Here is a 25,711-nt window from a genome sequence, read left to right as displayed (position 1 = left end):
ACTTGAATGGGAATTAAACGACTGGCCTCAACGCTTGGATTGTCAATCGCAACCGTTTCACGCGCGTTGAACGACCATCCAGAAGTCAGTATGCAAACGCGTGAGCGTGTGAAAGCTGCAGCAAAGGCCATTGCGTATTCACCCAATCAGTCGGGCCGGAGCTTGCGCAAAGGCCGCCACAACACGGTGGGTCTCATGCTGCCACCCAAGGGTAGTCCACAGCACCACAACTGGGATCCATTCCACACGTTGGCGGAAGGCATTCAGGCGCGCATAGCCTCGGAGGATCTAGAGCTTGTGCTGTTTCAAAGCAGTGACCCTGCAGATGAGCTTTCGCGCTTGAAACGCGTAGTAGAGCGTCGGTTGGTGGACGGCATCATCCTTGCAGGCACTTTGCGCCGCGATCCCCGCCTAGACTACATCTCGGAGCAGGATTTTCCCTTCGTGACATGGGGCCGCAGCCTGTCGGGAGGCGAGCACTCCTGGGTCGACTTTGACTTTGAAGTCGGCATCGCACAAGAGATTGGGCAATTGATTGCCATTGGCCATCGACGCATCGCGTTGGTAACGCCGAACAACGATGCGATGGAGGGGCACCTGATGCGGCACGGCTATCGAGCCGCAATGCGCAGACACAAGGTGAGTGTGCAGAAGGAATATCTCGGCAGGGATGAAGTCTCTGAGCGCGGTGGCCACCGTGAGATGACCAGACTGCTCGCATTGGATGCCCCTCCCACCGCGGTCATCTTTCAGAGTGACTGCATGGCCGTGGGTGCATATGGATGTATGCAAAGTTTGGGACAAAAGCCGGGCGTCGACATGGCAATTTTCGGCGGGGTACTCACAGGTGAACTGGCGCAATATTTGACGCCTACCCTGAGCGGTTTCTCGGTGAATCTGCGTCCATTGGGGGAGTGCTTGGCTGAGGCGTTGCTGGGACATATGGCAGGTCAAACTGCAAACCTGACCGGGATAAATGCGCATCAACTTTGGCCACTGGACATCCTCCACGGCGAGAGTGACGGCACCGCGCCTGCCTGATTTTTTAGCCCTCAGTCTGAGGGTTTTCACCGACTTCCAATTTCTTGACAGTCCGAAATTCGGAACAAATAATCCTCTTGTCGTAAACGTTTCCGGAAAATCGACGATGTGAATTCCCAGGCTCAATGGTGCAAGGTGAAGCTGGCCGTGCGCACGGAGACCGTCCTCAACCTCCTTTGTTTAAAAAGGTGCAATTACATGACAACACCATCCACACGCCGTAGCGCTCGCGGTAAAAACCGGTGGCCCTTGGCAGCAATCGCCATGACTCTTGTATCCGGTCTTCTCGCCGTGCGGCCAGCAGTAGCGGGTGACGAATCCATCGGCGTAAATTTCGCCGTAGCGGGCGGCGCACCTCAGTATCTCGCGTCAGGAATCATCTACGGGATGACCGAGAACGGGAGCCTGCCACAGGATCACTTCTTCACCGACATCAAGTGGAACTACATGCGCGCAGGTGGTGCCCAACTCGACAATCCCGGTGGTTGGGTGGGCGGCACCTATCCCCGCCGGTGGAACGCAACGAAAGCCCAAGCTATTCGGACTGCCGCACTGGGCGGCCAATTCGTCATGCTTGTTCATGATCTCTGGGGTGCAGATGCCGAAACAAACGCTTCTGTGTTCCCGGGCGACAGCGGCAATTGGGCCAATTACGACGCGTTTTTGAATCAACTCATCAGTGACGTGCAGGCCAGTGGGGTCAATGTTCAGTGGGATATCTGGAACGAACCAGATATCGGAACCTTCTGGCAACGCAACCAGACGCAATACCTGGAAATGTGGAAACGGGGTTACCAGCGGATTCGCACTGCCTTCCCGAATGCCGTGATTGTGGGTCCCAGCACGTCTCGTCCACCCACTTCCCAAGCAGGAAGCTGGTGGTCCAATTACTTAGACTATGCAAAGGCGAATAGCGTTCTGCCCAATATTTACAGTTATCACGCCTTGCCTGGTGATCCTGTTGCTACCACTCAGGTGGGCGACCAGATGCTTGCCGCGCGCAATATTCAACGCACCACGCGATACCAAATCAACGAGTATGCGGCCACGGGTGAACAGAAGCCAAGCCACGGTGCCTGGTACATCTCGCGGCTGGAACGTGCTGGCGCCAATGGCTTGCGGGCCAACTGGGCACTCGGAGCGGGACTCAACGACTTTGAAGCCAAACTGCTGGTGAAAACCGGGTCGCAATACCTCCCGACAGGGGAATGGTGGACTTATCGCTACTATGGTTCGCAGACTGGCAATGTCGTTTCAACTACCCCAAGCGCCTCTTATGACGCCTTTGCCACAAAGACAACGGGCAAAGCGCAGATCCTTTTGGGGGGAGGCGGAACCACAGGCAACATGGCTATCAGTCTTACTGGGTTGAATTCCACTTCCGGCATTGTTGAAAACAACATGGTGCGGATTGTGGTGCAACGTATTCCCTACAACGGTGGGGGGGCGGTGAGCAGTCCAGAGACAATCTCTAACTCGTTTGTCGGACTTAGCAATAACGCCACGACGGTGAACATTGCGCGGACCAATCAAGATGATGGATTCACCATTACCGTGCTGCCACCCAGCGACACGTCTTTCACAACAGCGGCCATTGCGCGGCACAGCAACCAATGTCTTGACGACACCAACCTGTCTCTCGCTAATGGCACCCAACAGCAGCAGTACCACTGCGAAGGAGGAACGCAGCAAGCGTGGAAGTTCATACCTGTCGCCGGTGTTGCAGACACCTTTACCGTGGTGAATCAGCTCAGCGGGAAATGTTTGGATGTCAGCGGCATTGGTTTGACCGATGGAACTGCCATAGGGCAATGGTCTTGTATTGCGGGAGCACAGAACCAGCAATTCATGACACGCAAGGTGACCTACAGCGGCAACGGCCCCAAGGATTACCAATTGGTAGCGCGCCACAGTGGCAAGTGCGTCGATGTAAAGGGAATTTCAACCGCGGCGAACGCCGTCATTCATCAGTGGACATGCAATCCAGCCGGACAAGCTAGCCCTCTGAACCAGACCTGGGTGTTGCCAGGTCGATAGACCCGTATAGGCAACGGGCATTCCCTTGTGAATGCCCGTTGCGGGCGGCATCTTTGCCTCGGCTTTGGGCACGCGCACAGCCTCATTCCCCTTCCTCATTTCGAGGGTTTTCCCCAGTCCCCAACTCCTTGACAGTCCAGATTTCGGCATGAATAATTCAATTTCCGTAAACGTTTCCGGTAAATTGGAAACGTTTACGAGAATCGGGCAAAAGTGACCCAGTCAGTATGTAACGCGGCTTGTTCTGAGGACAAGTGAAACGCAGAACTACCGGCAAGCAATTTCTACACAGCTAAGTAAATGACGTATTCAAAAAACAGTCTATTTCGGGTCGAAGAAGGCCGCTTAATCCGTGAATATGACTCGGAGCAACTTTGGATTGAGGCATGGCGGAATAACAGTCTCCGGGTCCGGACAACCCACGCCGCATCCATGCTGGATGAAGACTGGGCGCTGCTGCCCGCGGATAAATCGGAAGTCAAGATCACTCTCTATGGAGACAGCGCAGCCATTGTGAACGGGAACATTCGGGCGGATGTCTCTGCCGCAGGAAAGATCACCTTCTCAAATCAAAACGGCGATCTGCTTCTCCAGGAATATCTGCGTTCACGGAAGAACATTTCGGAGTTTTGCAGCGCGTTGAACATTGATGCGCGCGAATTCAAACCTGTTCTGGGAGGTGACTATGGGCTTACTGCGCGCTTTGAATCGAATCCAGAAGAGAAGGTATTCGGAATGGGACTCTATCAGCAGCCGTTTCTGGATATTAAGAACTGCACGCTTGAGCTGGCGCACAGAAACTCCCAGGCGACTATCCCTTTCTTTCTGTCGAATTTGGGGTATGGGTTTCTTTGGAACAACCCTGCCATTGGGCAAGTCACGTTCGGAAAGAACATTACTGAATGGAATGCAAAAGCGACCAAACAGCTTGACTACTGGATCACCGCAGGTGACACACCGGCAGCCATTGAGCAGGCGTATGCGGCGGTAACAGGCACCGCCCCCATGATGCCTGATTACGGTATGGGGTTTTGGCAATGCAAGTTGCGCTACCAGACCCAAGAAGAGTTGCTTGAGGTTGCCAGGGAGTACAAGCGCCACGAGCTTCCCATCTCGGTCATCGTTGTTGATTTTTTCCATTGGACGAACCAGGGCGACTGGCGCTTCGACCCAGACTACTGGCCTGATCCGGAAGGCATGGTCCGTGAACTGCGGTCCATGGGGATCGAGCTGATGGTGTCGATCTGGCCAACGGTAGACAAGACCAGCGAGAACTATGAGGAGATGCTCCGCAAGGGCTACCTCATCCGTACGGACCGCGGCATTCGCACCAGCATGGATTTTCTGGGCAACACCGTTTTCTTTGATGCCACCAATCCCAAGGCACGACAGTACGTATGGGAAAAAGCAAAAACCAACTATTACGACAAGGGCGTTCGAATTTTTTGGCTGGACGAGGCGGAGCCAGAGTACTCCGTCTACGACTTTGACAACTATCGATACCACCTGGGGCCGAACGTCCAGGTAGGAAATATCTACCCGTTGATGTATGCCAAAACGTTTTATGAGGGCATGGAACAAGAGGGGCAGAAAGACATCATCAACCTGATCCGCTGTGCTTGGGCGGGCAGTCAGAAATATGGTGCCCTGGTGTGGTCCGGCGACATTGATTCCAGCTTCGCATCGTTGCGTAATCAGTTGGCCGCGGGCCTCAGTATGGGTTTGTCCGGCATTCCCTGGTTCACCACGGACATCGGCGGGTTTCACGGGGGGAATCCCGATGACCCGGATTTCAGGGAGTGCATGGTGCGCTGGTTTCAGTTTGGCGCTTTCTGCCCGGTATTTCGTATGCATGGTGACCGAGAACCGCATTCCCCGCCATTGGGTATGAAGGGCGGTGGTTTGTGTGCCTCGGGGGCTCCCAACGAAGTTTGGAGCTACGGTGATGAAGCCTTCGATATCTTCAAAAAATACATGTTGATGCGGGAACGCCTGCGGCCGTATATCACAAGGCTGATGAAAGAGGCGCACGACATTGGCACGCCGCCCATGCGTCCCTTGTTCTATGACTTTCCTAAAGACCAAAGCGCTTGGGGCGTTGAGGATCAATACATGTTTGGTCCGGATTTACTCATCGCACCCGTCTTACACGAGCGCGAAAGAGTGCGTCGAATCTATTTGCCCGATGGAGCCAACTGGAAGGAGTGCTCGTTGAAGGTGGTGCATGAGGGTGGTCAATGGATCACCGTCAACGCTCCGCTTTCGGAGATCCCCATCTTTATCCGCGACGGAGCAAATTTGCCAATTTGAGCCGAGGTCGACCCTGCGGGGAAAGCGCCGCAAAGCTAGCCAAAGCCAAGAGCCCGATTAATGAGAACCCTATGAGTACCTACTTCTCCAACGTCCCCCCCATCGCCTACGAAGGCCCTACTTCCGACAACCCACTGTCCTTCAAGTGGTATGACAAAAACCGCATCGTGCTGGGCAAGCGCATGGAAGAGCAGTTGCGCTTTGCCGTCTGCTACTGGCACAGCTTCTGCTGGAACGGCCTGGACCCGTTTGGCGGCGACACCTTCCAGCGCCCCTGGCAGCACATGGCCGACCCCATGGCTGCGGCCAAGGCCAAGGCGGATGTGGCGTTTGAGTTCTTCAGCAAGCTGGGTGCGCCCTACTACTGCTTCCATGACCGCGACGTCGCGCCTGAAGGCGCCACCCCCCGTGAAAGCGTGAACAACTTCCGGGAGATGGTGGATGTGCTGGCTGGAAAGCAAGAAGCCATGGGAAAGAAGCTGCTATGGGGCACCGCCAACCTGTTCAGCCACCGCCGTTTCATGGGAGGGGCCTCTACAAATCCAGATCCAAAGATTTTTGCTTTGGCAGCCCTGCAAGTCAAAGAAGCCATGGACGCCACGCTGAAGCTGGGCGGTGCCAACTATGTGCTGTGGGGCGGCCGCGAAGGTTACGAGACCCTGCTGAACACCCGCATCGGCCACGAGCTGGACCAGATGGGCCGCTTCCTGAACATGGTGGTGGAATACAAACACAAGATCGGCTTCAAGGGCACCATCCTGCTCGAACCCAAGCCGCGTGAACCCTCCAAGCACCAGTACGACTTTGACAGTGCCACGGTGTACGGCTTCCTGTGCCGCTACGGCCTGGAAAAAGAAATCAAGGTCAACATCGAAGCCAACCATGCCACGCTGGCCGGCCACAGCTTCGAGCACGAAATCGCCACCGCGGTAGATCTGGGCATCTTCGGCTCCATCGACATGAATCGCGGCGACATGCAGTGCGCCTGGGACACCGACCAGTTCCCCAACAGCATCCCCGAGACCGCGCTGGCCATGTACACCATCATGCAAGGTGGCGGTTTCGTCAACGGCGGCGTGAACTTTGACGCCAAGGTGCGCCGCCAGTCCATCGACCCGGAAGACATGTTCCATGGCCACATTGGCGGCATGGACGTGACGGCCCGCGCGCTGCTGATCGCCGAAAAAATGATCACCGATGGCAAGCTGGCCAAGCTGGTGGACGACCGCTACGCGGGCTGGAACACCCCGTTTGCACAAAGCATGCTGGACGGCAAGATGGGCTTGGACGCCGTGGCTGCCCATGTGCTGGGCCACAACACTGACACCCAGCCGGTGTCGGGGCGCCAGGAGCATTTGGAGAACCTGCTGAACTCGTACATCTGAGCAAGTCCGAAAGCCCGCTTCCATGTTGATTTACGAATCGCTCTACAAAAACGTTGCATCCGTCGTGATGGAGAGCGACAGAATGAGAGTGACCGTTCTTCCGGAAAGTGGCGGGAAGATTCAGAGTATTTTCAACAAGGTTGAAAACAAAGAGTTGCTGGTTCAGTCTAAAAATGCGGAATTCAGACGCTCTAGCTATGACACCAGTTTCTTTGACGGGGATCAGAGTGGCTTCGATGAGGTATTCCCTTCTATAGAAGCATGCCGTTATCCAACGGCTCCGTGGAGCGGGATAGAGATACCTGATCACGGAGAAGTGTGGGCATTGCCTTGGACGGCCCAGCGATATGACGACCATTTAACGCTGACTGTTGAGGGTGTACGGTTCCCGTATCAGCTCAAAAAGACGATTGAATTCCAGCAGGACAACTGCCTGAAGATTTCATACAGCGTTGCTAATCGGTCTGACTTTCCATTCGCCTACATATGGGCTCCTCACATCCTCTTTGTGCGTGAAGAAGACTTTGAAATACGCCTTCCCGCCGCAGTGAAAACTGTCATGTCCACCTGCAGTGTGGACAACAAACTGGGCAAATTTGGGTCTATGCACACCTGGCCCACCACGGTTGTGGATGGCATTGACTACCCCATTTCCACGTCAACCCCGATGTATCCGGGTAAGTGCGAAAAATACTACGCCATGGAGACGCTGGATGAGGGATGGTGCGCGTTGTTCAATCCCAAAACGGGAAGCGCGATCGGGCTGTCTTATCCGGTAAGTGCTGTGCCCTACCTGGGCGTATGGGATGGACTCGTTGGCGATCAGTGCGCCACTGCCCTAGAGCCTTGTACCGGTGCATTTGATGATTTGGGGGTCGCAAACCATTGGGGGAGAGTTCAGACCGTCGAAGGAAAGTCTGCAAAAGAGTGGTACTTGACGCTGACTATTGACAACGTAAGAGGAGTCGATGGGATTGATTCGGCGGGAAATTTCAAATGTCGAAAGATTGAAGAGGTACTCCTGTGAAGATCAATAACTTGAAGATTGCAACGAGACTGACCTTGGGGTTCTCCGCATTGGTCTTGATGGTCGCAGTGGTCGCTGCATTTGGAATGTATTTGGCGACTAGCACCAACCAGACGATCAACTCCATTTATAGCGACCGCCTGCTTCCCATGGAGCGGTTGAAGTTGATCACGGATCTGTATCTGAACAACATCCTGGATAGTGCCAACAAGGTGTCCTTGGGGTTGTTGGATCCCAAGCAGGGATTAGCGCAAGTTGACGTAGGAATCAAACGCTCGGCCCAGTTATGGGAAGAGTTTTCAGGGTCTGACCATGTTGGGGCAGAGAAGGCGAGTGTCACAAAGACATCGGCACTGATTGCCAAGACGAAAGCTCCGATTGATGAGTTGAAAACGGCACTTGATTTTGGAGACATGAACAAGATTTCGTTGCTCATTAAAGATCTGGATGGCGCAATAGCGCCGGTGGGCAAGGAGCTCAATTTGTTGATGGACATGCAACTTGAAGCCGTCAAGGAAGAGCATGCTCGCGCAAGTAGTCAGTACGAGCGCAGCATTACGATATTTGGAGCTATCGCGCTCGCGGCGTTGCTATTAGGAACCGTCATTGGCTGGCAGTTGATTCGAGCCATTACAACGCCCATCAATCACGCGGTAGCAATTGTCCGTACGGTCGCGGGAGGTGACCTAACACAAACTATTGAGAGTGACGGTCACAGTGAAACGGCAATGATGCTATCCGCGCTAAAGGATATGCAGTCAAGCTTGGTAAGTGTCGTCTCCTCCGTGCGCCAAGGCTCTGAATCGGTGGCCACCGCCAGCGCCGAGATCGCGCAAGGCAACCACGACCTCTCGGCCCGCACCGAACAACAAGCCAGCGCCCTGGAAGAAACCGCCGCTTCCATGGAAGAACTGGGCTCCACCGTCAAACAAAACGCCGACTCCGCCCGCCAGGCCAATCAGCTGGCCATGAATGCCTCTACGGTAGCTATTCAGGGTGGAGAAGCCGTAGGCCAAGTCGTTGAAACCATGAAAGGCATCAACGAATCCAGCCGAAAGATCGCCGACATCATCAGCGTCATCGACGGAATCGCCTTCCAGACCAACATCCTGGCTTTGAACGCTGCCGTAGAAGCTGCCCGGGCCGGAGAACAGGGAAGAGGCTTTGCCGTCGTCGCCTCTGAAGTCCGGTCTCTTGCAGGAAGATCCGCAGAAGCCGCCAAAGAAATCAAAACCCTGATCGGCACCAGCGTGGAACGGGTAGAACAGGGTACCGCCCTGGTAGACAAGGCAGGATCGACCATGACCGAGGTGGTGAACAGCATTCGCCGCGTCACGGACATCATGGGAGAGATCTCAGCAGCCAGCAGTGAACAGAGTGCTGGTGTGGCCCAGGTGGGAGAAGCCGTAGGCTCCATGGATCAAACAACGCAGCAGAACGCTGCCCTGGTGGAAGAGATGGCGGCTGCGGCTTCCAGCCTCAAGAGCCAAGCGCAGGATCTGGTTCAGGTGGTCTCTGCATTCAAGTTGCCAAGTCATCAGGTCCCCTACCAGCAGCTAGCCATAGCTGCACTTCCCAAACTCAAAATTTAATGTGTGTCACTGGAATGGAATTTCAACATGAGTAAGGCAGACCTGCGCCTGCGCAGTATCAAGAAGAGCTACGAAAAAATTGATGTCATTCATGGAATTGATTTGGACATCGAACCTGGCGAATTTGCTGTGTTTGTCGGGCCCTCAGGGTGCGGGAAGTCCACGCTCTTGAGAATGATCGCTGGGCTGGAAGAGATATCCGATGGTCAGCTGTCCATAGGGGGAGAGATCGTCAACGACGTATCACCCTCCCAGCGTGGCGTTGCTATGGTTTTCCAAAGCTACGCGCTTTATCCGCACAAGACGGTGTACGACAACATGGCTTTCGGATTGAAGATCGCCAAAGTTGCCAAATCTGAAATCGACAGGCGAGTCCAGGAGGCCTCAGAGATTTTGCAGATCACGGAATATCTCGATCGTCTTCCCAAAGCGCTGTCTGGTGGGCAGCGCCAGCGCGTGGCCATAGGCCGCTCCATTGTGCGCGATCCGAAGGTCTTTCTATTTGACGAACCGCTCTCCAATCTGGATGCAGCGCTTCGCACCAAGATGCGGGTTGAACTTAAAACTTTGCACCGGCGCCTGGGCTCCACGATGGTCTATGTCACCCATGATCAAGTCGAGGCGATGACTCTCGCAGACAAGATCGTGGTTCTGAACAAAGGCCGTGTGGAACAGGTTGGGCGTCCGCTGGATTTGTACAACAAACCTGCGAGCATTTTTGTGGCGGGATTCTTGGGGTCCCCCCAAATGAACTTCATCACAGGCGAATTCGCAGCGCGCAACAACGCCGCGACGGTAGGTATTCGTCCCGAGCATCTGAAAGTCATCCCAGAAGGTGCCATCCAGGGCAAATTGAAACACTCGGAGCAGCTTGGCAATGAAACGTTCGCCTACGTGGATGCAGGTGCATTGGGGGACATCAGCGTCCGTATGGAAGGCACTCTGGGATTGGAGCCAGGTTCGGCCATCGGACTTGGGTTTAGACACGAAGACATGCTTGGATTTGATTCCGCAGGTAGGCGCATCTGAGCCAAGAAGCAAAAAAACAATGAATTTTGGTTGACCTTGTGGATCGGCTACAGGGCTTTTTATAGGAGACAGAAGGTATGTTTAAGAAATCGGTGATCGCTGGGGCGAGCGCTCTGGCAATGGCATCCTTTGTTGCCCCAGCCATGGCTGCGGACTACAAAGGGCCCAATCTCAAAGGTGAAGTTCTCACCATTACGTGTCCTTGGACCGGGCCGGAAGAGGCTTCGTTCAAGAAGGTGCTGGAGGTGTTTGAGAAAGCAACTGGGGCAGTCGTGAAAACATCATGCTCCTCCAGCTCAGAGCAGCAGATTGTGATCGACATTAAGGCCGGATCGCCTTCCAATATTTCTGTGTTCCCCCAGCCTGGATTGGCCGCAAATATGGCTGCGATCGGCGCCCTGACGCCGTTGGGCGACAAGAGCCGCGATTGGGTCAAAAAGAACTATGCAGCTGGCAGTTCTTGGGCAGATCTCGGTACCTACTCGAACAAAGAAGGTAAGAAGGAGTTTTACGGTTTCTTCTACAACGTGAATGTGAAGAGTCTCGTGTGGTACATCCCTGAAAACTTCAAGGAGAAGGGCTACAAAGTACCGGAGACGATGGAAGAACTGCAAGCCTTGACCAAGAAGATGGCTGCGGCCGGCGGTACAAAACCCTGGTGTATCGGTTTGGGCAGCGATGCCGCCACGGGCTGGCCCGGCACTGATTGGGTGGAAGATTTCATGCTTCGCGTCAACGCACCAGACGTCTACGACGGCTGGGTAAACAACACCATCAAATTCAACGACAAGCGCGTTTTGGAAGCACTTAATGCGTACGGTTGGTTTGCTAAGGACGACGCGAATGTTGACGGCGGCGCCAAGGCTGTTGCGACGATCAGCTTCAAAGATAGTCCAAAAGGACTTTTTGGATCTCCTCCCAAGTGCTACATGCATCGCCAAGCGAGTTTCATTCCCGCGTTCTTTCCCGAAGGAAAAGCGGACGAAGCTGATTTCTTCTATTTCCCAGCTTATGCCAGCAAAAGCCTAGGAAAACCTGTTCTTGGTGGCGGCACGATTTTGACAATCACCAAAGACAGCAAAGCCGCACATGCATTTATGGACTTCATGCAAAGTGCGCCAGCGCATGAAACATGGATGGCCGACGGTCCTGGCTTCCTCACTCCGCACAAGGGCGTTGATCTTGCCAAGTACAAGACCAAGGCCCAAAAGAAGCAGGGCGAGATTTTGCTCAATGCAACAACCTTCCGTTTCGATGGATCCGACTTGATGCCCGGTGCCATTGGTGCAGGAAGCTTCTGGAAGGGGATGGTCAACTTCTCCGGTGGTCAGTCGGCAAGAGAAGTTGCTGACGAAATTCAAAAGAGCTGGGACGCAATCAAGTAAGTCCCAAAGCTGGAGCGTTGCGCTGGAAACTGGCGTATAGGGACAGTGGCCCATGGGCCACTGTCCGGCTCAAATCCTTGCTGCCGACATCACAAGAGTCAATTTGCATGACCGAACAACTGCTACAAACATTAACCGCCGTGTTGATCAGCATCGCTGTATGCCTGTTCTATTTCGCGGGATCCAACTTTGTCCTGGACAAAATCATCCATGTACCGTTCGTTGGTCGCAAGACGTTAGATCAGATTCGCTCCAAAACGCGTCCCTGGCTGTTTATTGCTCCGGCATTGCTGCTCTTGGGTTTGTTTCTGTTGTATCCCTTGTTGGAGACGTTCAGACTCACCTTCTTCAATGCAACGGGTGAAACCTACGTTGGGTTCAGCAACTATCGGTGGATAGTTTTTGACCAAAACTTCCTGCTGACTATTCGAAATAATTTTCTGTGGCTGCTCGTTGTTCCCGCAGTCTCAACCGCGCTGGGGCTGATCGTGGCAGTCTTGGCAGACAAAGTGTGGTGGGGGGGGGTAGCAAAATCCATGATCTTTATGCCTATGGCGATCAGCTTTGTGGGGGCCAGCGTCATATGGAAGTTTGTGTACGACTTCCGCGGCCCTGGGGCCGATCAAATCGGCATTTTGAACGCGGCGGTGATGGGGCTTGGATTGGAAGCACAGGCCTGGGTCACAATTCCGTTTTGGAACAACTTTTTCCTAATGGCCATCCTGATTTGGATTCAGACAGGTTTCGCCATGGTCATTCTTTCCGCTGCCCTGCGTGGGGTACCTACGGAGACGATTGAGGCCGCCCATATTGATGGTGCCAGTGGTCTGCAGATATTCTTTGAAATTCTGATTCCTCAAGTCATGTCTACCGTGCTGGTTGTCTGGACGACGATCACCATCATCGTGCTCAAGGTTTTTGACATTGTCATTGCCATGACCGGTGGGCAATGGGATACCAGCGTATTGGCAAATCTGATGTACGACTGGATGTTCAGAGGAGGAGGGGACTATGGTCGAAGCTCCATCCTGGCGATGGTGCTCATGGTGGCTGTAGTTCCAGTCATGGCGTTCAACATTCGAAGATTCCGGACAGAAGAGGCACAACGATGAAAAGGTATTTCAGTCCGGCGTCCATATTGGTGCAGTTGTCTTTGCTGGCAATTGTGCTCGTGTGGATTTTGCCCACCTTCGGTCTGCTGGTATCCAGTTTTCGGGTCAAGGAGCAACTTGCATCAAGCGGCTGGTGGACGGCGCTCTCCACACAGACCAGGGCGGATATGCGTCGCACGGGCGGTGCGCAAAGCGTCGTCACAGAGGGCCCGCTATTTGTCATCGCAGGGCGTTTGATCCCTGAGGCGGCCCATGTCCAGTTGAGCACCTTCTCGCTTAGCTCATCGCATCCGGATGAGTATGTGACCGGGACCACCATTGACGTCGCAGACGGCCAAATTTTCGATACAACCGACGGAAAAGCGGATGGGCGTTTGACGGTCAACGCCGATAGCACCTACCGTCTGGAGCTGAACGAAAACTACGACAAGGAAAGAGGCATCAGAATTTTCTACGTGGCTCAGACACCGCCAGAATTTACGACCCAAAACTACCAGAAGGTTATGAACTCGGAAGGTGTGTGGCAAGCATTCTTGAATACCTTCAAGGTTGCTATTCCCGCCACATTCATCCCAATTTTGATCGCGGCATTTGCGGCGTATGCATTCAGTTGGATGAGCTTCCCTGGACGAAAGTGGCTCTTCATTGTGGTGGTGGGGTTGCTGGTTGTTCCGCTTCAGGTATCGCTGATTCCTTTGTTAAAAATGTACAACCAAATCAGCGCTGCTCTGGGTGTTGAATCAAAGACCTACGCAGGTCTGTGGTTGGCGCATACGGCTTTTGGGCTGCCTATGGCCATCTACCTTTTGAGAAGCTACATCGCGGCATTGCCACGCGACATCATTGAGAGTGCGCGGATGGACGGTGCATCGCATTTTCAAATATTCACCAGCATCGTATTGCCTTTGTCCTTACCCGCACTGGCCAGCTTTGCAATCTTCCAGTTCCTCTGGGTTTGGAACGACCTGTTGGTTGCATTGATATTTTTGGGGAAAGCCCCTGATCAAATTGTTCTGACTATCAAACTCAACGATTTGATGGGATCAAGAGGCGAATCCTGGGAACTTCTCACAGCAACTGCATTTGTCTCAATAGCAGTACCAGTTGCCGTGTTCTTTTCGTTGCAACGCTTCTTTGTCAGAGGCCTTCTGGCCGGCTCAGTCAAAGGCGGTTGAGTATTTCCAACGGTGCAGCAAAAGTTAACTGAAAGGAGAATGTATGTTGAATAGATCTTGTAGAGGTGAGCGCAGTGCCCATGGAGTTAAAAAACTCGCAATGGCATTTGCGGCTGCTTTGGGAATTTCTGTCTGGAGTTTTCCGACATGGGCTTCTGAATACTATGGTCCGAATCTGAAATCAACACTTAGCCGCGACTTTGGTCGATCCACCCCGAACAAAGGTGAAGACCTCTTCTGCAATTGCTCCGTGAGCAAAGTAAAGGCTCGCCAATGCGAGTAGCATTTTTTTCATGTTCCCCCCTTGAAATTATTTTTTGGCCTTGTTAAGCGGTGTTTTAACAGCAAATGCCGTTTTACTCAACATTTTGTTACATATTTGCAGTCGAAAACATGTGCGGAATGCAGCCGCGCGTTCTTCGTTCTTGATACGTTGCCGACGTGCTCGTAGGACCATTGGAAGACTTCACCATCGGGGGAAAAAAACCGCAACATTTGCCGATGCGTCTGTATGTCTGCATCGGTCGGCACTCAAGGATTAAATCGATCTGCCAAAATCCTCTCGCAACGACAGTGGAGAGTCGAATGGCATGGGATCCGCAAAATTGGATGTTGAGTGACACAAGCGTGGAGGGATTGAAAGATCAGTCTCGCTTGGACTCTCGAAAATTCAAGAACTTACAAGTGGCCCGAGTGGAAGCTTGAACGCCATTCCGCACCGAAGATGGTGTCGGGTTTCAGTTAATGTTGGGTTATTGATTGAATGGCGGTTTAGCACTAAGCTGACCGACGTTGGATGGACTCGCTTAGAGTTAGGATGATTTTGGCTAAGACCCGACACAGGGTTTCGCGGGCAATTGGGGTTTGTGCAGGGAGGGTTGCTCAGATCATGGTTTCAACATCGCAGGTGTACGCGCCTTCCGTCGAGTCGGCGTTCTTGTCCACACTGTCTGCGGACTCGCGGCATTGGCGTTTGGCTAGTGGCGCCGTAGGGATATCCCTGCTCGTCTTCTTGGCTACGGCACCGTTCGCTCGAGTCGCCTTGATGCCGGTGCCTGCGTTCATCCCCATCTACCAGTCTGCAGTCATCACCAATGACGTCATCACCGCCGTCTTGTTATTTGGCCATTACCGCTTCCTGCGTACGCCAGCCTTGTTAGTGCTGGTCTGCGGTTATCTTTTTTGTGCGCTTATGGCGGCTGCGCACGCGCTGAGCTTTCCCGGTCTGTTCGCTCCAGGCGGTGTCTTGGGCGGAGGTTCTCAAACAACGGCATGGCTGTATTTTTTGTGGCACGGTGGATTCCCGCTGTTTGTTCTAGCCTACACGCGCCTCAAAGCCAACGGGCATATTCCTATATTGGGGCAAGAACAGTCTCACACGTCGGTGGCTGCGACCGTCGCACGACCTGTGTTAGCAACACTAGCTTTGTGCGGATTGATGGTATTTGTGACAACCGTCGGGCATGACATGTTGCCCGCGATCATGCGTGGCAATCTGGACGATCCGCGCAAGATTCTGGTTGCGGCGTGTACGTGGGGGCTATCTCTATTGGCTCTGCTCTGCTTGTGGCGCAGCCGTAAACACAGCGTGCTCGACTTGTGGTTGATGGTTTCATTGATCGCTTGGCTATTTGATATCGGCTTGGCTTCAGTACTCAATGGCGGACGGTTTGATCTGGGGTTCTATGGCGGACGGGTGTACGGGCTATTAGCGTCGTCCTTTGTTCTGATGGTCCTATTGCTGGAAAACGGTCGCTTGCACATGGAACTCGCCCGTGCCAACGGGCGAGAGCAACAGAGAAGCCAAGAGCTGGAATTGGCACGAAATACCGCTGATGCCGCAACCCAAGCCAAATCCGACTTCTTGGCCGCTATGAGCCACGAAATTCGCACACCCATGAACGGTGTTATTGGGATGGTCGAGGTACTGGCTCGCTCTAGCCTGAAGGGTCACCAGGTCGAAATGGTGGAACTGATTCGCGAGTCGGCATTCTCGCTGCTTACCGTTATTGACGACATTCTGGACTTCTCGAAAATCGAAGCCGGGCATATGGAGATCGAAGCCCAGTCGTTGTCTGTGACGGAGGTGGTGGAGAAGGTCTGCGTCATGCTGAATCGACTGGCAGAGAAACAGAATGTCGAACTTACGCTGTTCACCGATCCAGCGATTCCTCAAAGCGTGGTCGGTGACAGTCTACGTTTGCGCCAAGTGTTGATCAATCTGATTAACAACGCTGTTAAATTTTCGGGCGGTACCAGGCGCATCGGCAAGGTATTGGTGCGGGCCCTGCTGACTCGTCTGGAAGAGGATACCGCCTACATTGAGTTTCATGTCATCGACAACGGCATTGGTATGGATGAGGCGACCATCGCGCGACTATTCACGGCATTCAGTCAAGCCGATGCTTCGACCACGCGACGCTTTGGCGGAACAGGCCTTGGATTGGCCATTTCCCAAAAGCTAGCGTTCTTGATGGGCGGCGCTGTGCGCGTGGACAGCACGGCAGGTCAGGGCTCTCGATTCGTGCTGCAAATGCCGTTTAAGGTGATGGCCACTCCCGAAAGGGAGCGTAAACCGCCGCCGTTGGTCGCGGGGCTCGCGTGCATAGTGGTGGAGGATGGTGGCGGAAGTGAAATTGCCAAAGACCTGCATGCCTATTTGGTCGATGCCGAGGTGCAAACCCAATCTGCGGCGGATTTACAAGGCCTACGCGGCATGGCGTCTTCCTTGGAGCCCGGGCTATGGGTTTGGATCATCAACGCTGGTTCTCACCAACCTCCATCGGTTGACATGCTGCGCGAGATCGCAGCGTTAAATCCCTCAATCGATGCTCGTTTTTTGGTGATCGGACGGGGACCAGACCGTTACCCTCACCGCGTCGACGCAGATCGTGTGACAGTGGATGGAAACGTGCTGACACGTTCTGCGTTGTTGCGTTCGGTTGCCATTGCAGCAGGAAGAGCGGCCGAAGAAGATGAAGTCGAAGACGTTGCCGCTACACATGCGCGGCAGGCGGAAGTGCTGCCCAATTCGCCATCGCGCGAAGAAGCTCGTCGCCTCGGACGGCTGATCTTGGTAGCGGAGGACAATGCCATGAACCAAAAGGTCATCATCCAGCAATTCGCACTGTTGGGACTAACGGCCGATGTCACTGGCGATGGATTGCATGCGCTGCACCGCTGGCAGAGTGGCGACTACGCGTTGATATTGACAGACCTCCATATGCCAGGGTTGGATGGCTACCAACTCAGCGCAGCGATACGCGCCCAGGAAGCAAAGTCGGCGTCAGGTTCCATCCAGACAGGACGTATTCCCATCATCGCTTTGAGCGCAAATGCGCTCAAAGGAGAGGCCGAGAATTGCCGCAATGCTGGCATGGATGACTATTTACGCAAGCCCGTTCCACTGGCCGAACTGGAGGCTATGTTTGAAAAATGGCTTCCCAAGGCGCCCACCGAAACACTTGTAACCCCGACCGCAGCAACAGAACAAACGAATGACAGTCCGTTGGATTTGCGCGTACTGCGCAATCTGGTTGGCAACGATGCGCAGGTGGTAGAGGAATTCTTGCAAGAGTTTCAACGCAGTGCGATGCGCAATCGGGAAGAGATAGTCCAAGCGGTTGTTACCCAAAACAATGCGGAGATTGTCGCTGCAGCGCATCAATTGAAGTCTGCTGCTCGCTCAGTAGGAGCTCTGGCTTTGGGGACTTTGTGCGAAGAGCTCGAGACGGCGGCCGCGTGCAATGACAGAGTTAATTTGCAGCCATTGTGTGATCTCCTTCTGGCTGAAATACAGCTCGTGGATAGTTATTTGGTTAGCACGATGCGCGGCGACCAAGATAGGCCCGCTGATCAGATTGAAGATGACTGAGGTCTGTCTTATGCGTCGATTTTGGAGCACGCTATGCGTATCCCTCTCAACCTGAAAGTCCTGGTGTTGGACGATGAGCCTTTCATGCTCAAGTTGCTTGCCTATTTGCTGGCTAAGAAGGGGTTCCAGGAGGTGGCCACTTGCGACAACGGGTCAGCCGCGCTGGCGTTGGTGGATTCCCCTTACGCGGCACCACAACTGATATTTTGTGACATCAACATGCCGGGTATGGACGGCGTCGAGTTTGTCCGTCGTCTGGTGGAGCATGGCTACTCCGGCAGCTTGGTGCTTGTGAGTGGTGAAGATGAGCGCACTTTGCAATCTATGCGCCGACTGGTGCAAGCGCATCACATCGAAGTATTGGGGTGCCTACAAAAACCGGTGACTCCTGCGAGCCTAGAAGTCATGATGGAAGCATGGAGAATGCCCGCCGCTGCACCTCGCACTATTGTGGAAAAAATCTACCACGAAGAAGAGTTGCGACGGGCCATTGCGATGAAGCAATTGATCAACTACTACCAACCAAAGGTGGCACTGTCCACCGGCAAGGTGGTGGGAGTGGAAGCGCTGGTGCGTTGGCAACATCCCACGGACGGCCTGGTGTACCCAGACCAATTCATCGGCGTTGCTGAGGCACATGGTCTGATCAATGACTTGACCCATTCGGTTTTAAAGCAGGCTCTACAGGACATGGCGAGTTGGAAGCAAATGGGACTTGAGGTTCAGGTTTCGGTCAATGTCTCTATGGACAATCTCAGCGCCTTGGACTTTCCAGACACGGTTTCGGCACTCGCGGCATCTGCCGGCATTGCGCCCACTGCTTTGATCCTGGAAGTGACGGAAAGCCGACTGATGCACGACCTGCGTGCTCCATTGGAGATCTTGACTCGATTGCGGCTCAAACGCTTTGGACTATCCATCGACGATTTCGGTACTGGACATTCTTCTCTGACGCAACTGCGTGATCTGCCTTTTGATGAGCTGAAAATTGACCGGAGCTTTGTACACGGAGCCCACGACATGGGGAATATTCGCGCAATTTTCAGTGCTAGTGTCGGTTTAGCCAAGGAGCTTGGCATGAAGGTGGTAGCAGAGGGTGTGGAAGATGCGGGCGACTGGGCCTTCTTGCGTTTTACCGATTGCGACCTAGCGCAGGGGTATCACATCTCCAAGCCTATTCCGGCCAGCGACTTTGTGGCGTGGGTTGATTTGTACCGGCGCAGGTTGGGAACATAGTCCAATAACGCGAGGAGGCGTGGCACCTCACGGCCGTAATGCTATGGCCTGAATCATTCGTGCATCTGAGGACACCTTTACCACTCGGGGGGCGCGACCCAGACGACGTCAACGTGGTGCTGGACTCGCCGTCTTTCAGATATCCACCGGCCAGAGGAACGGCTATTTGACGCAGTCTCGATAGCACAACAACAGGACTACAGATCTGGTTGGGGTTAGCTGAGACCCGACAATCATGCCACCTGGGTAGCCAAGGCTTCGCGCTCCATCCGGTCGGCCATGGCGTACAGGTCCTGGGCAAAGCCGGGGTCCTTGGCCAGGGCGTCATCGGCCAGGCCGCGCAGGTAACTCACTTCGTCCAGGGCCGTATGCGCCTTGGCTTGCACTGCGGTGCGGGCAGTCGCCGTGCTCCACAGCGCCAGCACCAGGTTCTGGGCCGACACACCCAGCGCACGCAGTGCTTCACCCACGCTGGGACGGGCGTTTGGGGTAAATGGGCGGTTGTGCAGGGTCGTGGTGGTCATGGTGGCTTCTCCAGAAGGAACGATGTTGCACTGCAGTATAGGGTAAACCCTAGCTTTCAACAATCCATAGGGTCGAATTCCCCTGTTTCTGCGCGGGTGGCCCTTGCGGCAGAATCGGTGGCCTCCGTGCGGATTGCGCGGCCCTTTTGCATCTATTCCTTGGGATTTACTATGTTGAAAAAGTTGCTTGCAATGGCTTTGGTTTCCGTGGCGGTGCTGCCCACTGCATGGGCGCAGGGCAGCTACCCCACCAAACCTATCCGCATGGTGGTTCCTTTTCCTCCCGGTGGCGGCACCGACATCCTGTCGCGCCTGGTGGCCAACAAGCTGACCGAAGCCAACCACTGGACCGTGGTGCCCGACAACCGCGCTGGTGCCGGCGGCACCATTGGCATCACCGAAACCGTCAAGGCTGGGCCCACAGGCTATGACATTGTGATGGGCCAAAAGGACAACCTGGTGGTGGCGCCCTGGCTGTACGGCAACCTGCCCTGGGACCCCACCAAGGACCTGATCGCCGTGGCCCACGTGGCCTACACCCCCGTGGTGATTGCCACCAGCGCCGGCTCCCGCTTCAAGACGCTGGCCGACGTGGTGGCCGCAGCCAAAGCCGCCCCGGATGCCATCACCTATGGATCGCCCGGCAATGGCACCACCATCCACCTGGCCGGCGACCTGTTTGAAAAGGCCGCGGGCATCAAGATTCGCCACATCCCCTACAAGGGTTCCAACCCTGCGCTGATGGACGCGCTGGCGGGCAACATCGACCTGCTGGTGTCGTCGGTGCCGTCGGCCATTGCGCAGATCAAGGCCGGCAAGCTGCGCCCGCTGGCGGTGACATCCGCGGCGCGCAGCAGCTCGCTGCCCGACGTGCCCACTGTGGCCGAGTCTGGTTACAAGGACTTTGATGTGAGCACCTGGTACGGTGTGTTCGTACCCGCCGGCACACCCGTCGCGGTGGTCACCACGCTGAACACCGAGATCAACAAGCTGCTGGCCAACCCTGAGGTGAAGGCGGCCATCCAGGCCCAGGGCGCCGAGCCTTTGGCCATGAAAGTAGATCAGTTCTCCAACCTGTTGAAGACCGACTATGCGAAGTGGAAGGGCATTGTCCAGGCCTCTGGCGCCAAGATCGAGTAAGGCGGCAGGCAGGCCTTACAGGTCTACCGCGGGCCGCATGCTGCCCGCTTTGACATAGCGCCAGCGCCCCAGGTAGGCCGCGATCAGCAGGGCAATAGTGCCCGCTGCCGCGACCAGCACCAGGGGGTGTTGCCAACTGCCATCGTAGGCCCCGAACATGCTGGCCTTGATGGCCCGCACCACCCAGGTCAGCGGCAACCAGGGGCTGATCTGGGCGAACAGCCCACCACTCAGTTCCACCGGCAGCACACCACCCGACGAGGACAGCTGTACCGCCAACAGCACCATGGCCAGGGCCTTGCCTGCGTCACCAAAGGCCTTGGTCAGCAAAAACACCAGTCCCAAAAACGTCATGGCGGCTACGCCCAGCGTGAGGGCAAAGGCCCCGGGTGCGACGACGCGAATCTTCAACAGGTACAGCACCGTTGCCCAGACCAGCGTAGCCTGCAGGACCACCACGGCCATGGGCAATACCAGCTTGCCCAGCAGCCGTGTCGCGCGGGAGAAGCGCCGTGCCTGACGCGGCAACGAGCGTACATGGATCAGGAACGCCGCAATGCCGGCCCCCAGCCACAGGGATGCGGGGATGATGTTGGCGGCAAACCCGCTGCCGCTGTTTTGCACCTGGGCGTCCACCTCCATCACGGGTTGTACCGAGTTGGCCAAGCCTTCGGCGCTGCCCTCGGGTGTCTCCAGTGTGGTGGGCAGGGAGTTGGCCAGCAACTCCAGTCCGCCATGCAGGGTCTGGCTGCCGGTTTTGACCTTTTGCAGGCCCTCCGCCAGCGCATTGCTGCCGCTGGCCACAGCGCTTGCGCCTGTTCCCAGTTCGTCCAGTTGGCCGTCCTCTGGCAGTTTGGATACCGCGGTGCGTATGCCCCCGGTCAAGGCCCGCACGCCATTGGTTAGCGTGCCCACGCCGGCACTAAGGCGGCTGGCCCCATCGCTGAGTTTTTGCTGCGCTTCGGCCGCGGACTTCAGGCCGTCATCCAGTTGCGTCAGGCCACTGGACAACTGGCCAATGTTCTCCTTCACCTTGGTCGGCACCAGCATGCTGTTGTTGGCCTCTTCTTTGAAGCCATTCACGCCTTCCTGGATCTTCTGGGCCCCGTACTGCAGCGCCTCCATGCCTTGGCCCAACTCCACATGGCCTTCGGCCAGGGCGTCGGCCCCGCTCTTGAGGCGGTTGAGTTCCGAATTGGGTGGGCGGCGCGCGTCCATGGTGCGCAGACCGGCGCCCAGTTGCTTGACCCCGCTGGTGAGCAGGCCCACGCCATCGCTGACGCGGCTGGCGCCATTGGTCAGGGTCTTGGCCGCAGTGGCGGTTTGGGTGGTGCCCGTGCTGAGTTCCAGGGCCCCTACCTGCAGCTGGTGCACACCCGCGCGCAGCTGCGACACGCTGCGCTGCGAGCCCGCGGCATTGGTCAGCACCAGCGCCCAGCGGCGCTCGTTCAGGCTCTCGTTGACCTCGTGCCCCAGCTCGGTGGCAAACTGCCGCGCGATCGATGCGGCTTCGTAGTTGTTGCCTTCGGACGCGTAAATCACCAGCTTGCCGCCACCGGGCTGCGCGCCGGGAATGGCGTTGGAGCTGAAATCGCGCGGAATGATGAGCGCAAACGCCAGCTTGCCCTGGCGCACACGCTGGCGGGCCTCTTCGGCATCGTGGTAGTCCACATAGCCAAACCGCGCAGAGTGCCTGAGCTTGGACACCACCTGCCAGCCCACGTTGAACACCTGGTCACGGTACTCCACGCCATCATCGAGGTTGACCAGTGCCACTGGCAGTGCACCGGTGTTGGCCGACGGGTCCCACACGCTGGAGAGGTAGATCACCGCGTACAGCGCCGGCAGCAGGGCCACCGCTACGGTGGCCAGCATCAGCTTGGGGTAGCGCAAAAAGGCCTGTGCCTCATTGCGGACAACGTAGGTGATCTGTTGAAAAAAAGTCATAAGGTGTCGCCGGGTTGGGCGGGGGCGGTGAACCAGCGGTCCGGCGAGACCAGTTTGGCGTCAAGAGGGTCGGTGATGTACTGGGGCGACATGATCTGCACACCATAGGTGTTGAACACATCCTGGATGTTGGCGTGCAGGGCGCTGAGCAGCAGCGCGCGGGGCCGCGGTTCGGCAGGCACCGCCTGGCACACCAGGCGATATACGGGGTACCAGTCGGACAGCGCGGTCTGGAACACCTGCGGCTTGGGATCTGCCAGCACACCTTCCGTGCGCAGCGCCGCCTCCACCAGCATGGCGTGCACCTGGCGCCAGGGCGTGTCGTAGCCAATGGTGAGCGTGGTGTCCAGCACATAGCCCTCGCCCTTGACAGCGCGCGAGTAATTTTTGGTGGTGGAGCCCAGGATGGTGGTGTTGGAGATAGTCAACTCTTCGCCCAGTCCGGTGCGGATGCGCGTGGCAAACATACCGACCTCGGTCACCGTGCCTTCCTGGTCGGCAATGCGCACGTACTCGCCTTTGCGAAACACCCGGCCATAGGTCAGGATCAAGCCGCTGGCGGCCTGCCCCACCAGGTTGGATGCCCCCAAAGAAATCATCAACCCCACCAGTACGGACAGTCCCTTGAAGGCCTCGGTTTCCGAGCCCGGCAAATACGGGTAGGCCATGGCCAGCGCGAACAGCCACACCACCGCCTTCGAGATGCGTCGCGTGGGTACGGCCACATCGGCGTCCAGCCAGGCCAGCGTGTGCTCGCCTTGCTGGATACGCACAAAGAAGCGGTCCAGCATGCCGGTGAATGCGCGTGCCAGGTAGAAGATGACCACCGCGGTGAACAGACCCGGAATCGCCCGCACCACCGAACCACCCAGCAGTGACACCAGGTCCAGCAAATAGCTGTTGAGCGTCTCGCCCCAGACACGGGTGAAAGGAAAGCGCGCCAGCACAAAGCTCAGCCACTCGTACAGCAACACAAACACCAGCACCCGGTACACACCGGTCAGTGCGCCGCGTACCACGGCGGCTGCGCGGTCCCGGTTCAGCAGCTCAATGCCGCCCAGTTGCAGCTTGCGCGAATGCCATTCGGACAACGTGATCAGGCGCCGGGACAACGCAGCGTGCACCCGCGCCAGCACCCAGACCAGTGCGGCAACGATGGCACTGGCCAACAGGCTGAGTCCCAAGGCCCATGCCATGGTCTCCAGGTTACGGCTCTCCTGGCTCTCCGCAATGGCCACTTGCAGCGCCGCCGCGGCGCGCTCGGCAGCTTCATTCAGGGTTTCTTGCTGCAGCACATCCACATCGGCCGCGGTCACGACAAAGGTGGTGCCGCCGTCAATCTGCACCAGTACGCCCTGCGCATCGGCCTTTTGGCTGACGTGGTGGGTGCCGGCTGTCGCTAGCTGGGCCTTCAGGCGGTCACTCGCGCGCTTGGTCCGATCGGCCGCGGACACCCCAGCCAGCGGCGCACGGAAGATGAAGACCGGGCGGTTATAAAAGTTGAGGGTGGTGGCCCGCAGTGCGGCGTCGGATGCACCATCTTTGGTGGTCTCGTCCGCGAGGGACGGCGAAATGCTGGCCACCAGGCCCAATGCGACCAAGCACAGGGAGTACAAAAAATTCATGGCAACTGCGGTAGGGGTTGGGGTGCAACAACGGTGTTGCGGTCTGCGCCTTTGCAAACCATTGTCGCTCAGCCGCAGCCCCTGTGTGGGCCAGCGCACCAAAGCAGTGTGATCAACCGGTTACCAAGAAAACGCTCAGGAACTGCCTTGCAGATAGCGTGCCACAAAGCGCCGGTCAGCCCACTCTTTGAGCCAACTGATGGGCCGACCCTGGGCGCTGTAGGTGCCCCAGCTGGCCACGGCCTGGTGGGCACCACCAAACATCAGTTGCAGCGCTTGCGACGCCTGACGCGGTGGGTGCAAGTGCTTGCCTGTGGTGGCGGCCGGCAGGTTGTGCGCCAGGGCCAGGCTGCCGTCGGTCACCGAAAACACCTGGGGGTGGCTGGTGCTGCGCTGGTAGGCATCGGTGGCAATCTGGCCTTGCGCATCCAGCGCCAGGGCGCTGCGGGCCAGCCAGGCCGGGGTTTGCCCTTCGATGGCCAGAAGCGGCACATCGCAGGCCAGACGCGCGCCGCAGCCCAGTTTGATTTCGTCCGCTTTCAGGCCCACGGCGGTGTCGTGCAGCACGGTGATGCGCTGGGTTTTCATGGCGGCTATCAGCCGCAGTTCGGTAGGGCTGGGCACCCGGCCATCGCCGGGCTGCGGGGGCGCGACCAGTGTGACGGCGCTGTCCGTCAGGCGCTGGCGCACCGCCAGGGCCAGCTCCATGGCGGCCGTGCCGCCGCCTACCACCGCCACGCGCAGCGCGCGCGCCTGGCCCAGCTCGCACACGCGGGGCCACAGGGCGGCAAAGGTTTCCATGGGGTGTACAAACAGGCCGTGCTCCCGCGCGCCCGGAATGTCGTGTTCAATTTGCTCACGGTTTTGCACCGGGCCGGTGTTGACCGACAGCCAGTCGTAGTGCTGGCGGCTACCGTCGTCCAGTTCCAATGTTTGGGTCACCGCGTCCAGCGCACGCACGGTGCGAGGCAGCCAGCGAATGCCAGCGCGGCGCACCAGCGGCTCCAGTGGGATGGCGCATTCGTCCAGCGCATAGCGGCCCGCCACAAAGCCGGGCAGCATGCCGGGGTAGATGCTGCGCGGGTAGGGCGCCACCAGGATGATGCGCATCTCGGCCAATGGCTTGGCCGCCAGGCTGGAGAGCAGCTGCAGATTCGCCATGCCACCGCCCAGCAGCACCAGTTGCCGCGGCTGGTAGCCATGGGCGTCGGTGCCATGGGCCGAATCGGCATGGTCTTTGAGATGCGCAGCCAGAGCGTTCATGGCGCTATT

17 protein-coding genes are annotated in these 25,711 nt (G+C 56.5%); 13 read left to right on the top strand and 4 right to left on the bottom strand.

Translation table 11 applies throughout. From position 1 onward, the window contains the following. The first annotated feature begins 6 nt into the window (after positions 1-6). The 12 genes from J2X15_RS18440 to J2X15_RS18385 all read left to right on the top strand — a co-directional run bounded on the left by J2X15_RS18440 (position 7) and on the right by J2X15_RS18385 (position 19,203). On the top strand, positions 7-1,041 hold the full coding sequence (locus J2X15_RS18440) for a LacI family DNA-binding transcriptional regulator (RefSeq protein WP_310345668.1): 1,035 nt from the start codon (positions 7-9) through the stop codon (positions 1,039-1,041). 264 nt (positions 1,042-1,305) lie between these two features. Next, positions 1,306-3,078, top strand: coding sequence for an RICIN domain-containing protein (locus J2X15_RS18435; protein ID WP_310345666.1), 1,773 nt, complete (start codon positions 1,306-1,308; stop codon positions 3,076-3,078). A gap of 300 nt (positions 3,079-3,378) precedes the next feature. Continuing rightward, a complete protein-coding gene (locus tag J2X15_RS18430) occupies positions 3,379-5,388 on the top strand; it encodes a glycoside hydrolase family 31 protein (protein WP_409034307.1) in 2,010 nt (669 codons plus the stop codon). Between the two features lie 71 nt (positions 5,389-5,459). Beyond that, the gene (xylA, locus tag J2X15_RS18425) at positions 5,460-6,773 is read left to right on the top strand and encodes a xylose isomerase (protein ID WP_310345663.1); all 1,314 of its coding nucleotides are present in this window, start codon (positions 5,460-5,462) and stop codon (positions 6,771-6,773) included. 22 nt (positions 6,774-6,795) lie between these two features. Continuing rightward, complete coding sequence (locus J2X15_RS18420) at positions 6,796-7,800, top strand: aldose epimerase family protein (protein ID WP_310345662.1); 1,005 nt, start codon at positions 6,796-6,798, stop codon at positions 7,798-7,800. Beyond that, a complete protein-coding gene (locus tag J2X15_RS18415) occupies positions 7,797-9,392 on the top strand; it encodes a methyl-accepting chemotaxis protein (RefSeq protein ID WP_310345661.1) in 1,596 nt (531 codons plus the stop codon). Before J2X15_RS18420 ends, J2X15_RS18415 begins: the two co-directional genes overlap by 4 nt. 27 nt (positions 9,393-9,419) lie before the next feature. Further along, a complete protein-coding gene (locus J2X15_RS18410; RefSeq protein WP_310345659.1) occupies positions 9,420-10,421 on the top strand; it encodes an ABC transporter ATP-binding protein in 1,002 nt (333 codons plus the stop codon). 77 nt (positions 10,422-10,498) lie between these two features. Continuing rightward, complete coding sequence (locus J2X15_RS18405) at positions 10,499-11,806, top strand: ABC transporter substrate-binding protein (protein ID WP_310345657.1); 1,308 nt, start codon at positions 10,499-10,501, stop codon at positions 11,804-11,806. A gap of 107 nt (positions 11,807-11,913) precedes the next feature. Then, positions 11,914-12,918, top strand: coding sequence for a carbohydrate ABC transporter permease (locus tag J2X15_RS18400; RefSeq protein WP_310345654.1), 1,005 nt, complete (start codon positions 11,914-11,916; stop codon positions 12,916-12,918). After that, positions 12,915-14,093 carry a carbohydrate ABC transporter permease gene (locus J2X15_RS18395; protein ID WP_310345652.1) on the top strand — a complete coding sequence of 393 codons (1,179 nt, stop codon included), beginning with the start codon at positions 12,915-12,917 and terminating at the stop codon, positions 14,091-14,093. The genes J2X15_RS18400 and J2X15_RS18395 overlap by 4 nt, the downstream gene beginning before the upstream one ends. Positions 14,094-15,138: 1,045 nt before the next feature. Next, a complete protein-coding gene (locus J2X15_RS18390) occupies positions 15,139-17,967 on the top strand; it encodes an MASE4 domain-containing protein (protein ID WP_310345650.1) in 2,829 nt (942 codons plus the stop codon). 33 nt (positions 17,968-18,000) lie between these two features. After that, positions 18,001-19,203 (top strand): EAL domain-containing response regulator, encoded by a 1,203-nt coding sequence (locus J2X15_RS18385; RefSeq protein WP_310345647.1) that lies wholly within the window; start codon positions 18,001-18,003, stop codon positions 19,201-19,203. A 233-nt stretch (positions 19,204-19,436) separates the two neighbouring features. Here the strand turns inward: J2X15_RS18385 and J2X15_RS18380 are convergent, their stop codons facing one another. Further along, positions 19,437-19,727, bottom strand: a complete 291-nt coding sequence (locus J2X15_RS18380; RefSeq protein WP_310345644.1) for a hypothetical protein — start codon at positions 19,725-19,727, stop codon at positions 19,437-19,439. A 192-nt stretch (positions 19,728-19,919) separates the two neighbouring features. Here J2X15_RS18380 and J2X15_RS18375 point away from each other — a divergent pair, with 192 nt between their 5' ends. Beyond that, entirely contained in the window at positions 19,920-20,867 is a 948-nt protein-coding gene (locus J2X15_RS18375) for a Bug family tripartite tricarboxylate transporter substrate binding protein (protein ID WP_409034306.1), read from the top strand. A 15-nt stretch (positions 20,868-20,882) separates the two neighbouring features. Here the strand turns inward: J2X15_RS18375 and J2X15_RS18370 are convergent, their stop codons facing one another. The 3 genes from J2X15_RS18370 to J2X15_RS18360 all read right to left on the bottom strand — a co-directional run bounded on the left by J2X15_RS18370 (position 20,883) and on the right by J2X15_RS18360 (position 25,702). Further along, on the bottom strand, positions 20,883-22,814 hold the full coding sequence (locus J2X15_RS18370) for a YhgE/Pip domain-containing protein (protein ID WP_310345638.1): 1,932 nt from the start codon (positions 22,812-22,814) through the stop codon (positions 20,883-20,885). Further along, positions 22,811-24,439, bottom strand: coding sequence for a mechanosensitive ion channel family protein (locus J2X15_RS18365; protein ID WP_310345636.1), 1,629 nt, complete (start codon positions 24,437-24,439; stop codon positions 22,811-22,813). The genes J2X15_RS18370 and J2X15_RS18365 overlap by 4 nt, the downstream gene beginning before the upstream one ends. A 135-nt stretch (positions 24,440-24,574) precedes the next feature. Then, entirely contained in the window at positions 24,575-25,702 is a 1,128-nt protein-coding gene (locus J2X15_RS18360; protein WP_310345633.1) for an FAD-dependent oxidoreductase, read from the bottom strand. Positions 25,703-25,711: the final 9 nt, after the last annotated feature.

The organism is Rhodoferax saidenbachensis (genome assembly GCF_031457975.1).
Lineage (GTDB): Bacteria > Pseudomonadota > Gammaproteobacteria > Burkholderiales > Burkholderiaceae_C > Allorhodoferax > Allorhodoferax saidenbachensis_A.
This window is presented reverse-complemented; position numbering and strand designations above follow the sequence as displayed.

Bases quoted from the DNA above. Each gene is read 5' to 3' on its own strand.
- J2X15_RS18440 (WP_310345668.1), top strand. From the start codon at position 7: ATGGGAATTAAACGACTGGCCTCAACGCTTGGATTGTCAATCGCAACC.
- J2X15_RS18435 (WP_310345666.1), top strand. From the start codon at position 1,306: ATGACTCTTGTATCCGGTCTTCTCGCCGTGCGGCCAGCAGTAGCGGGT.
- J2X15_RS18430 (WP_409034307.1), top strand. From the start codon at position 3,379: ATGACGTATTCAAAAAACAGTCTATTTCGGGTCGAAGAAGGCCGCTTA.
- xylA (WP_310345663.1), top strand. From the start codon at position 5,460: ATGAGTACCTACTTCTCCAACGTCCCCCCCATCGCCTACGAAGGCCCT.
- J2X15_RS18420 (WP_310345662.1), top strand. From the start codon at position 6,796: ATGTTGATTTACGAATCGCTCTACAAAAACGTTGCATCCGTCGTGATG.
- J2X15_RS18410 (WP_310345659.1), top strand. From the start codon at position 9,420: ATGAGTAAGGCAGACCTGCGCCTGCGCAGTATCAAGAAGAGCTACGAA.
- J2X15_RS18405 (WP_310345657.1), top strand. From the start codon at position 10,499: ATGTTTAAGAAATCGGTGATCGCTGGGGCGAGCGCTCTGGCAATGGCA.
- J2X15_RS18400 (WP_310345654.1), top strand. From the start codon at position 11,914: ATGACCGAACAACTGCTACAAACATTAACCGCCGTGTTGATCAGCATC.
- J2X15_RS18395 (WP_310345652.1), top strand. From the start codon at position 12,915: ATGAAAAGGTATTTCAGTCCGGCGTCCATATTGGTGCAGTTGTCTTTG.
- J2X15_RS18390 (WP_310345650.1), top strand. From the start codon at position 15,139: ATGCCGGTGCCTGCGTTCATCCCCATCTACCAGTCTGCAGTCATCACC.
- J2X15_RS18385 (WP_310345647.1), top strand. From the start codon at position 18,001: ATGCGTATCCCTCTCAACCTGAAAGTCCTGGTGTTGGACGATGAGCCT.
- J2X15_RS18380 (WP_310345644.1), bottom strand. From the start codon at position 19,727: ATGACCACCACGACCCTGCACAACCGCCCATTTACCCCAAACGCCCGT.
- J2X15_RS18375 (WP_409034306.1), top strand. From the start codon at position 19,920: ATGGCTTTGGTTTCCGTGGCGGTGCTGCCCACTGCATGGGCGCAGGGC.
- J2X15_RS18370 (WP_310345638.1), bottom strand. From the start codon at position 22,814: ATGACTTTTTTTCAACAGATCACCTACGTTGTCCGCAATGAGGCACAG.
- J2X15_RS18365 (WP_310345636.1), bottom strand. From the start codon at position 24,439: ATGAATTTTTTGTACTCCCTGTGCTTGGTCGCATTGGGCCTGGTGGCC.
- J2X15_RS18360 (WP_310345633.1), bottom strand. From the start codon at position 25,702: ATGAACGCTCTGGCTGCGCATCTCAAAGACCATGCCGATTCGGCCCAT.